At 63.6% G+C, this 10,185-nt stretch carries 7 protein-coding genes and 2 pseudogenes; 5 read left to right on the top strand and 4 right to left on the bottom strand.

Annotated features, from left to right (window positions below):
* Together AWB68_RS39520 and AWB68_RS39515 are read right to left on the bottom strand one after the other, a co-directional pair.
* Positions 1 to 1,073 (bottom strand): sensor histidine kinase (locus AWB68_RS39520; protein WP_143282010.1); only part of this gene is annotated, 1,073 nt, incomplete at its 3' end.
* A 238-nt stretch (positions 1,074 to 1,311) separates the two neighbouring features.
* Positions 1,312 to 1,488: pseudogene (locus tag AWB68_RS39515) on the bottom strand (LysR family transcriptional regulator); the annotation flags it as partial.
* Between the two features lie 131 nt (positions 1,489 to 1,619).
* Between AWB68_RS39515 and AWB68_RS50130 the strand changes: the two are divergent.
* Positions 1,620 to 1,730, top strand: a pseudogene (locus AWB68_RS50130) (IS6 family transposase); the annotation flags it as partial.
* Positions 1,731 to 1,778: 48 nt separating this feature from the next.
* Here the strand turns inward: AWB68_RS50130 and AWB68_RS39510 are convergent.
* Together AWB68_RS39510 and AWB68_RS39505 are read right to left on the bottom strand one after the other, a co-directional pair.
* Positions 1,779 to 3,455, bottom strand: coding sequence for an electron transfer flavoprotein-ubiquinone oxidoreductase (locus tag AWB68_RS39510; protein WP_200828927.1), 1,677 nt, complete (start codon positions 3,453 to 3,455; stop codon positions 1,779 to 1,781).
* Between the two features lie 77 nt (positions 3,456 to 3,532).
* Positions 3,533 to 3,826: a hypothetical protein gene (locus tag AWB68_RS39505; protein ID WP_235028754.1), complete on the bottom strand. Its 294-nt coding sequence runs from the start codon at positions 3,824 to 3,826 to the stop codon at positions 3,533 to 3,535.
* Positions 3,827 to 4,209: 383 nt separating this feature from the next.
* Between AWB68_RS39505 and AWB68_RS39500 the strand changes: the two genes are divergently transcribed.
* From AWB68_RS39500 to AWB68_RS39485, 4 genes are all read left to right on the top strand, one after another.
* Positions 4,210 to 5,529 carry an MFS transporter gene (locus tag AWB68_RS39500; RefSeq protein ID WP_087649629.1) on the top strand — a complete coding sequence of 440 codons (1,320 nt, stop codon included), beginning with the start codon at positions 4,210 to 4,212 and terminating at the stop codon, positions 5,527 to 5,529.
* An 88-nt stretch (positions 5,530 to 5,617) separates the two neighbouring features.
* Complete coding sequence (locus AWB68_RS39495) at positions 5,618 to 7,363, top strand: GMC family oxidoreductase (protein ID WP_087649628.1); 1,746 nt, start codon at positions 5,618 to 5,620, stop codon at positions 7,361 to 7,363.
* A 56-nt stretch (positions 7,364 to 7,419) separates the two neighbouring features.
* Positions 7,420 to 8,334 (top strand): TauD/TfdA dioxygenase family protein, encoded by a 915-nt coding sequence (locus AWB68_RS39490; protein WP_087649627.1) that lies wholly within the window; start codon positions 7,420 to 7,422, stop codon positions 8,332 to 8,334.
* Positions 8,335 to 8,367: 33 nt separating this feature from the next.
* Positions 8,368 to 9,789, top strand: a complete 1,422-nt coding sequence (locus AWB68_RS39485) for an aldehyde dehydrogenase family protein (RefSeq protein WP_087649626.1) — start codon at positions 8,368 to 8,370, stop codon at positions 9,787 to 9,789.
* Positions 9,790 to 10,185: the final 396 nt, after the last annotated feature.

Genomic DNA, 10,185 nt, shown 5'->3' with positions numbered 1-10,185 from the left:
ACGACTCCCCCCGCTGAGGTGTTCTTGATCGCATTCGATACAAGATTGGACAATGCCCGCTTGAACAGGGAGCGGTCACTTTCAATGGGTGGAGGGTGGCGCCGACGCTCGCTGATTCTGAATTCTATGCCTCGGGACCTTGCCGGTTCATGGTATTGCTCGAAGACCTCCATAAGCACGGTCTGCGTATCGACTGGCGCCAGGTGCGGGACGTATGAGCCCAGTTCGCTATAGTCCTGAATGTCCTTGAACATGTCGAGGAGCTCACGTGCCGTTTCCTCGATGACGTCGAGATCATGGCTCGCGGCGTGTTCACCTTCGAGTTTTATCCGTGCGCTGCGGATAAAGAGGTTGATTGCGGCGAGAGGCTGCTGGATATCGTGGTAGGCCGATGAAAAGAACCGCTCCTTCTCTCTGACGACCTCTCTCATGCGTTCATTTTGTTGCTTGATCACGCGGGAAGCGGTGTCGACTCGTGCCTTGGCTGCGCGCAACGTCCGCCGGAACACAAATTCGCGCCGGGCGGCGAGTTCAAACTGAATGCAGACGACAATGCCGGCGAGATACAGGAGAGACACCGTATTCCCACGGGAAAGCCAGGAAACCCAGTGAAAGCTCGGCGTGGAAACATTACTCCGTAGCCAGAGATAAATAGCAAGACGGAAGGTTACAACGCATAGACCCACTAACCATGCTGCCGTGATTGCGCGGAGTCGGAACGATGTGAATATCAGGAAAGTGATAACAAAATATTCGGGGAAAGTTTCCTCGAAGATCCATCTCGCCGGGTAAACGCTCATCAACTCCAATTGGGCGAACCAACAACTCAGTATCACTACGCAAAGTAATCTGACGGACCGGCGCTCGTCAAAGGCGCGTGGTCCCCACATCAACCATAACGGCAGGGCCATTCCCACGGCACCTGCGAGCCGCACATAGCCAACGTGGAGGAGGAAGCTGGGATCATGCGCGGTCAGCAGCCACCAATCACGCCAAACAAACGCGATCCATATTAGTATGAGGCTGACGCCAGCCAGCCTGCGTTGGCCCGCGTAGCGACGCGCATAGTCCATACGGAACGCACGCTCCATCGCCGCCGACCTGAACTTGCGTACTACGAAGCCTGACGATCTCATAGCCTGCTTGATCCGGAAAGCCACCGTGGGCGGATAGTGCGCGACATCGAGAGGCTTTATCGGCACACCACGGGTTAGACAGGTCCCGCCGTCACGGATCCCGCACGTGACCGAACCCCGTCGGCCGTTGGGCAGCAACGAGCCGAGGGCGCCCGGCCGAGGCGCCCTCGCCTCAACCGACACCCGTGCGTACGAAGAGGTCGTCCTCGAGTACGTCGCGTAACCGCCCGAGCGCGTGACTGATTGCCGACTGGCTGAGATTCAGCCGTTTGCCTGCGAGAAGCAGATTGCGGTCTTCAAATACCGCATCGAATACGCGCAAAAGATTGAGGTCGATCCTCGCGAGGTTCATCCCTGTTTATCCGGCTCACGTTGCGTTCCGCTCATTCTACGCTTGAGCCGCACCGCGTCTAATTCTAATAACAGGCAAGTCCGCGAAGCTTTTTGACTGCAATGCAAGGTGCCGCTTGGGCGCCAAGACACAAGGCGATCAAGAGTCAGGGGCTTGCTCCGAAAACCATCACGCTACACGGCTACGCGGCATCTCATCGCGCGGTGGGTAAAATGAAGCCGGAGGAGACGACGTTGCGATCGCCGGTTTCCGCCTACTCCGGCCAACAACCCGGCAACGCATCGAAGCACTCACAGATTGGGATAGTTCGGCCCGCCGCCGCCCTCCGGCGCGGTCCACACGATGTTTTGCGTCGGGTCCTTGATGTCGCAGGTCTTGCAGTGCAGGCAGTTCTGCGCGTTGATCTGCAGGTGTTCGCCTTCATCGGTTTTGACGAACTCATACACCGCCGCCGGGCAATAGCGGCTCTCAGGCCCGGCATAGGCCTTGAGATTCACGCGTACCGGCACGCTCGCGTCGCGCAAGGTCAGATGCGCGGGCTGATTCTCCTCATGATTCGTGTTGGAGATGAACACCGACGAAAGCCGGTCGAACGTGAGTTTCCCATCCGGTTTCGGATAAACGATCGGCCGGCACTTCGACGCGGGCTTGAGCCTCTCGTGATCCCAGTGCCGGTGGCGCAACGTCCACGGCACCTTGCCGCGGAAAACCTTCTGCTCGATGCCGACCATCGCGGTGCCGAGGTACAGGCCCTTGCTCATCCACTGCTTGAAATTGCGCGCGCGGTACAGTTCGTCGTGCAGCCACGAACGCCTGAAGGCTTGCGGATAGGCCACGAGTTCGTCGGCGGCGCGACCCGAGTGCACCGCATCGAACGCGGCGTCGGCAGCGAGCATGCCGGTCTTGATCGCCGCGTGACTGCCCTTGATGCGCGACGCATTCAGGAACCCCGCATTGTCGCCGACGAGCGCGCCGCCCGGAAACACCAGCTTCGGCAGCGACATCAGGCCTCCCGCGGTAATCGCCCGCGCGCCATAGGACAAGCGCTTGCCGCCTTCGAGAAACGCGCGGATCGACGGATGCGTCTTGTAGCGCTGGAACTCCTCGAACGGCGACAGATACGGATTCGTGTAGCCCAGGCCGACGACGAATCCCACCATCACCTGGTTGTTGCCGGCGTGATAGAGAAACGAGCCGCCGTAGGTATCGCTCTCCAGAGGCCAGCCCGCCGTGTGGATCACGAGACCGGGCCGGTGTTTCGCCGGATCGATTTCCCACAGTTCCTTGATGCCGAGGCCGTAGACCTGCGGATCGGCGTTCTCGCGCAGCTTGAATTTGTCGGTGAGCTGGCGTCCGAGATGCCCGCGCGCGCCTTCGCAGAACAGGGTGTACTTCGCACGCAGCTCGATGCCCGGCTGGAAGTTTTCGGATGGCCGTCCGTCACGGCCGATGCCGAGATCGCCGGTCGCGACGCCCTTGACAGCGCCGTCGTCGCCGTAGAGCACTTCGGCCGCAGCGAAGCCCGGAAAGATCTCGACGCCCAGCGCCTCGGCCTGCTCGCCCAGCCAGCGCGTCACGTTCGCGAGGCTGATGACGTAATTTCCGTGGTTCTTGAAACTGTCCGGCAGCGCCCAGTTCGGTACGGCTGTCGCGCCGCGCTCCGTGAGGAACAGGAAGCGATCTTCGGTGACGGGCACGTCGAGCGGCGCGCCGCGCTCCTTCCAGTCGGGGATCAGTTCGTCCAGTGCGCGCGGGTCCATGACCGCGCCGGACAGGATATGCGCGCCGATCTCCGAGCCCTTTTCGAGCACGCACACGCCAATCTCGACGCCGCTATCCCGCGCGCGCTGCTTCAGACGAATCGCGGCGGCAAGGCCGGCCGGCCCGCCGCCGACGATGACGACGTCATATTCCATCGACTCGCGTTCGACGGCGAAATCCGTTTCGAGGACGGTTGAGACACACATAGACGATGTTCCAGTTTTAAGACGGTTGGCGAATGCACCGAGCGAAGCCGCACGCGCGTGCCAGCAAGGGCAATGGTTCAGGCAACGGCCTGAACGGAGTGTTCAGCCGACCGCTCGATCGACACGCGCGGCCCGCCATGCGATATGCCTTCGAGCGGCGCGAGGTTCATCATGGGACCCCTGCTTTCCGGCGGAAAAACGCACCATGAGCCATCGGCGTGCCGGAAGAAAAAGATCGCGAGCACGCCGGATGCGCGAATGGCCTCGACGCATACATAGCGGCACCGGCCCTGCCGGGAATAGCCGAAGCGTGCGACGCGCGCCCGCAACGCGGCGCCCCGGCCAAACCACTTTTCCACAAGAAGGCGCAACGATCTTTCCCTGGTCCTCACTGAAGCTCTCCGATAAGGTCGATATGCCGATCGCGTGGCTCGGCGAGCGGCGCAATGCCGCGTTCCGACCCCTCTGGCTGCTACGGTAAGGCGAAGTCCATCGGACGCCACTACCCTTATCGGGTGGAAGGCGATCACCGGCGCGTGCCGTCTCGAGCATCGGCCGGCCGACCCCGTGAGATGAGGTTTTTCCCTGTCCTACCCGTTTCGGGTGGCCTCCCGCCCCCGCCCGCCCCTTACCGTAGCGGACACAACCGGCAGGCGCGCTTTGCGCAGTCGGGGACAAGAAAGGGACGTGAAATCGGCTCTCCCCATTCCACCGGTTTGAATTGCCCCTGCCGCCAGCCCGAACGAGACTATCCATGAATGCTTCATCCGGTTTTCAACCCCGGTCCGCCTGGGCCATGACCTTCCTGCTGACGTTTCTTGCCCTGATCAATTTTCTCGACAAGATCGTATTGGGCATGGTGGCGGTGCCCCTGATGGCCGAGATGCATCTTTCGCCTTCCGAATTCGGCCTGATCGCAGGCAGCTTCTTCTGGCTCTTTTCGACGTCGACCATCGCGGTGGGCTTTATGTCGAACCGTTTTCAGACGCGCTGGCTGCTGCTGACGATGGGCATCAGCTGGGCGCTCGTCCAGCTGCCGCAGGCCTTGACGAGCAGCGCGGCCGCGCTGCTCGCCTGCCGCGTGATCCTCGGCGCGGCGGAGGGACCGGCCTTTCCCGTCACCGTGCACGCGCTCTACAAATGGTTCCCGGACCAGAAGCGCAACGTGCCCATCGCGATCGTCAACCAGGGTGCGGCCGCCGGGCTGCTGCTTGCCGGCTTGCTGATTCCGCTCGTCACCCACCGCTGGGGCTGGCGGATGAATTTCGCGATCCTGGGCGCCGTGGGCGCGATCTGGTCCGTGCTGTGGCTCTTTGTCGGCCGGGAAGGAAACCTCGGCGCGCACGGTGCGAAAAGCAGCGTGGCTAGCGGCAGCGGCGCGGATCACGCCGCTCATTCCACCCATTTCACGTACCGGCTGCCCTATCGCCGGATCCTGAGCGACCCGTCGGTGCTATCGGTGTTTCTGCTGGGCTTCGCCGCGTACTGGATGCTCGGCCAGAACCTCATGTGGCTGCCCGCTTACCTCGAAAAGGGCCTGGGCTTCCCGAGCATCGATGCGGGCCGCTGGTTCGCCCTGGTGATCGCGACGACGGCGCCCGTCAACATCGGTCTCAGCTGGCTGTCGCAACGCATGATGGAACGCGGTGCATCGACGCGGCTGGCGCGTGTGCAACTGGTCTGTCTGACCATGCTGGCCGGCGCATCCGGCTATGTCGCATTGCTCGTGCTCGATCTCGCACCTGTGCAGAAGGTCATGCTGTTCGCCGTCTCCTGCGCTCTGCCGACCTTGAGTTTCTCACTCGCACCGGCGCTGCTCGCGGAAATGGTGCCGGAAAGCCAGCGCGGTTCGATCGTCTCGATCCATACGGCGCTTGCCAGTCTCGGCGCCGCCGTCGCGCCGGCCGTGATGGGACGGATCGTGCAGCTTCACGGCGGCGACCACGCCTATGAACCCGGCTTTGCGACAGCCTCGATCGTGCTGATCGTGGCTGCGCTCGCCGCGCTGCGCTGGCTGCATCCGGAACGCTCATACCGCACCTTGAACCGCTCCGCTGCACCGCTCACCGCCTGAGCGCCGGACAACCCATGAGCCCGGCTTGCCTCGCGAGAGGCGTCGCAAGCAAGCCGGACACGCGAATCCTTGATAACACGAGCATGCAATGAATGAGAAAAGCAGGAGTGGCCCGGAGAACGGAGTTGCGTCAGAGTATGACTACATCGTCGTCGGTGCGGGGTCGGCGGGCTGCGCCCTGGCGGGCCGGCTGGCCGAAGACCCGAGCGTCACGGTGGCGTTGCTGGAGGCCGGCCCGACCGACCACCATTTCAGCGTCTCCACGCCGGTCGGCATGGCGCTCACGGTGCAAAAGCCCGGGCCGCGCAACTATGGCTACTACTCCGAGCCTCAGGCCGGGCTGAATGGCCGGCGTTCCTATCAGCCGCGCGGCAGGGGTCTGGGCGGCAGTTCGTCGATCAACGGCATGGTCTATATCCGCGGGCACCGCAACGATTACGACCACTGGGCGAAGCTGGGCTGCACAGGCTGGGGCTTCGACGACGTGCTGCCCTACTTCCGCCGCAGCGAACGGAACCTGCGCCATGCCGGACGCCAGGACGATCCGTGGCACGGCGGCGAAGGCCCCCTGCACGTCAGCGACCTCGTGACGCCCAACCCGTTCTCGCGCCGCTTTGTCGAAGCTGCGCGCCAGGCCGGCCTGCCGCTCAATCCCGACTTCAACGGTCAGGAGCAGGAAGGCGCTGGCCTGTACCAGGTGACGCAGCGTAATGGCGAGCGCTGGAATACCGCCCGTGCATACCTGCATGGCGGCAGTGCCAATGACCCGGCCCACAATGGCAGCCGCAAGGGGCTCGCCGTGCTGACCGACACCCAGGCCCTTCGCATCGTGTTCGCGGGCAAGCGGGCGACCGGCGTGAAAGTCGTGCGCGCGGGCGTGGAGCAGACCTTGCGCGCACGACGCGAGGTGATCGTGAGCGCAGGGGCCTTCGGTTCGCCGCAACTGCTGATGGCATCCGGCATCGGTCCGGGAGCGCATCTGCAGCGGCTCGGCATCGACGTGTTGCACGACCTGCCGGGCGTCGGCGAGAACCTGCAGGACCATCTGGACATCATCGTCAACAAGCAGGTCAGGTCGACCGATCTATACGGCTATTCGGCGCGCGGCTTCGCGCGGCTCCTTGCCGAAGTCGTGCGCTACCGGATCAATCGCACGGGAATGATCAGTTCGAACTTCGCCGAAGCCGGCGCGTTCGTGAAGAGCCGCCCCGACCTGGCTGAACCCGACCTGCAACTGCATTTCGCCCCCGCGCTAATCGGCGGGCAGAATATCGGCAGCCGGCGCAAGCTCGGGCATGGCTACTCGTGCCACGCATGCGTGCTGCGGCCGCAAAGCCGCGGTCACGTGCGCCTGCGTTCGGCCGACATGCGCGACGCACCGCTCATCGACCCGATGTTCCTGTCGGCGCAAGAAGACATGGAGGGTCTCGTCAGCGGCGTCAGGACGATTCGCCGCATCTTCGCGCAACCGGCGCTGGCGCAAGCGGGCGGACGCGAAATGTTGACGGAGGCCTTCGGCCCCGACAGCACGAACGAAGAAGCCATTCGCGCATTCGTGCGCGCCAACGCGGACGGCGTCTATCATCCCGTCGGCACCTGCATGATGGGCACGGACGAAATGTCGGTGGTCGATCCGAGCCTGCGGGTGCGCGGCATCCACGGCCTGCGGGTGGCCGATGCCTCGATCATGCCGACGCTGATCGGCGGCAACACCAACGCCCCGGCGATCATGATCGGCGAAAAGGCCGCGGACCTCATCCGCGGCACGATGAAAGGAACCCCGCGCCCGCACCCGAGAGTCGCATTCAGCGACGCCGGGTACGTCCGCCAGTGAATACGCGACACAATGCACCGCGCCGTCCAACGGCCACCAGCAAACGGAGACATGACATGCAGAGCACCCTGACCGCCCCCGCCCCGAGCGCAACGCCGGCCGAGGCCGTCGAAAGCTGGCCGTTCGAGGTCAGCCGCTCGACACCGACGATCGGTGCCGAAATCGGCGGCATCGACCTGCGCGCACCGCTCGATGACGACACCTGTCGTGCGCTGCGCCGCGCGCTGGTGAAGTTCAAGGTGCTGTTCTTCAGGGATCAGAGCATTACGCCCGCGCAGCATGTCGCCTTCGCGCGGCGTTTCGGCGATCTGGAGCTCCATCCCGCGTTTCCGCATCATCCCGATCATCCGGAACTCGTGATCCTCGGGCGCGGCGAATCGAAGCGCGGACGGGAGAATCTCTATCACACGGACGTGTCGTGGCGCGAAATCCCGTCGATGGGATCGATCCTGCGATGCGTCCAATGCCCCGAAGTCGGCGGCGACACGATCTGGATCAACATGGCGGCGGCCTACGAGAACCTGCCCGACGACGTGAAGGCCCGGATCGCCAATCTCAAGGCCACGCACGAATTCCTGCCGCTTTTCGGCATTGTCGTGCCCGAGGACCAGCACGAGGCGATGCGCAAGCAATTCCCGCCGGTCACGCACCCCGTGGTGCGCACGCACCCCGAGTCCGGTGAAAAGATCCTCTATGTCAACGAGGCGTTCACGACTCATCTCGCGAACTTCGGCAAGGAAACCGCGCAGCAATACCGCTTTGGATTCGACTTCAAGCTGGCCGAGATGGATCTGCTGCACTACCTCTTTCGCCAGGCGCAGGCGCCCGAGTATCAGGTGCGGCTGCGCTGGCAACCCGACACCATCGCCTTCTGGGACAACCGCTCGTGCCAGCACTACGCGGTGCAGGACTACTTCCCGGCCCCTCGGCACATGATGCGCGCGACGATCATCGGCGACCGCCCGGTCTGAGCCGGCACGCTCGCGGCGCCACAGGAGAACAGAATGAAAATGCTGGACACTTTCTATATCAACGGCCAATGGGTCGAACCGTGCCCGGGCGGCACGTTCGCCGACCTGGTCGACCCGTCCACCGAAACGCAGACCGGCAAGCTGGCGATGGGCACGACGGAAGACGCAGACCGCGCCGTCGCGGCGGCCCGTGCCGCCTTCCCCGCGTGGTCGGAATCGAGCCGCGAGGAACGGATCGCGCTGCTCGAACGCGTGATCGAATCGTATCGCGCGCGCCTGGATGACATCGCCGACGCGGTGCGTTCCGAGATCGGTGCGCCGATCACGCTGTGCCGCACGCTGCAGGCTCCGATCGGGCTCGCGCAGCTTGAGGCGACCGTGAAGACGCTGCGCGATTTCGAGTTCGAGACCGATCACGGCAACAGCTACGTGCGACGCGAAGCGATTGGCGTCGCCGCACTCATCACGCCGTGGAACTGGCCGTTGAACCAGATCGCGGCGAAGGTCGCCCCGGCGCTTGCCGCGGGTTGCACGATCGTGCTCAAGCCGTCGGAAATCGCGCCGCTGGATGCGCTCATCTTCGCGGAAATCATGCACGAGGCCGGCGCGCCGCCGGGCGTGTTCAACATGCTGTTCGGCGACGGGCGCGTCGTCGGCGCGAGGCTCGCCTCGCATCCCGATATCGACATGGTGTCAATCACCGGCTCGACGCGTGCTGGCGTGGAAGTTGCCATCAGCGCCGCGCCGACAGTCAAGCGCGTAGCACAGGAACTGGGCGGCAAGTCGGCGCTCCTGATCCTCGACGACGCCGACCTGCAATCCGCGGTGACGAGCGGCGTCGCGCAATGCATGGTCAACTCCGGGCAGACGTGCATCGCGCCCACCCGGATGCTCGTGCCGCGCGACCGGTATGAAGAGGCCGTGTCGATCGCCGCGGCGGTCGCGAACGCCGTCCGCGTGGGCGACCCGTCGGACCCCGCGACGAAGATGGGCCCCATCTCGAACCGCGCGCAATATGACAAGGTGCAGCGCATGATCGGCATCGGCATCGAGGAAGGCGCGCGTCTCGTAGCGGGCGGTCCCGGCCGGCCGTCTGGACTCGAGCGTGGCTTCTACGCAAGACCGACCGTCTTCGCCGACGTTCACAACGACATGACGATCGCCCGTGAAGAGATCTTCGGGCCGGTGCTCACGATCATTCCCTATGACGGCGAAGAAGAGGCCATCGCCATCGCGAATCGTTCCGAGTATGGCCTCGCCGGGTATATCGCTTCGTCCGACCCGCAACGGGCACGACGGGTGGCGGCACGCTTGCGCGTGGGGTCGGTGCGCATCAACGGCGCGATGCTGGATGTTAATTTGCCTTTCGGCGGATACAAGAGCTCGGGGAATGGGCGCGAGTGCGGGGTCGAAGGGTTGGCGGAGTTTCTTGAGTGCAAGTCGGTGACTGGGTGAGCCGCTGGCGCTTGGGGTTGGGTTGGGGTTGGGTTGGGGTTGGGTTGGGGTTGGGTTGGGTTGGGGTTGGGTTGGGTTGGGTTGGGTTGGGTGCTGTTTACACCGTTTGATCTTGACGCGCTTCTATGGAACTTGGTTTCTTAGTGGTTTATTAGCTCTGCCCCTGTCCGGGGCGGGACTCACTTTCTTTGCTGCTGCAAAGAAAGTAAGCAAAGAAAGCAGCTTTTTTCGGCAGCAGTATGCTTCAGTTTCCGCACGAGTTGATCGGAGTGGCCCGACCGTGGGAGTGTCGTTAGCGGGGTTTCATCGTTGTTGGCACCTAGCAGGCCGTTGAAATATCCGTCGTTGGCGCGCTAAGGCGCGTTGCGACGGATGCTGAACTCGCATTTCTGAAAC

It is taken from the genome of Caballeronia choica (assembly GCF_001544535.1).
Classification (GTDB): Bacteria; Pseudomonadota; Gammaproteobacteria; order Burkholderiales; family Burkholderiaceae; genus Caballeronia; species Caballeronia choica.
Note: the sequence above shows the minus strand (reverse complement) of the source record. Positions and strands in the feature narration are given on the sequence as shown.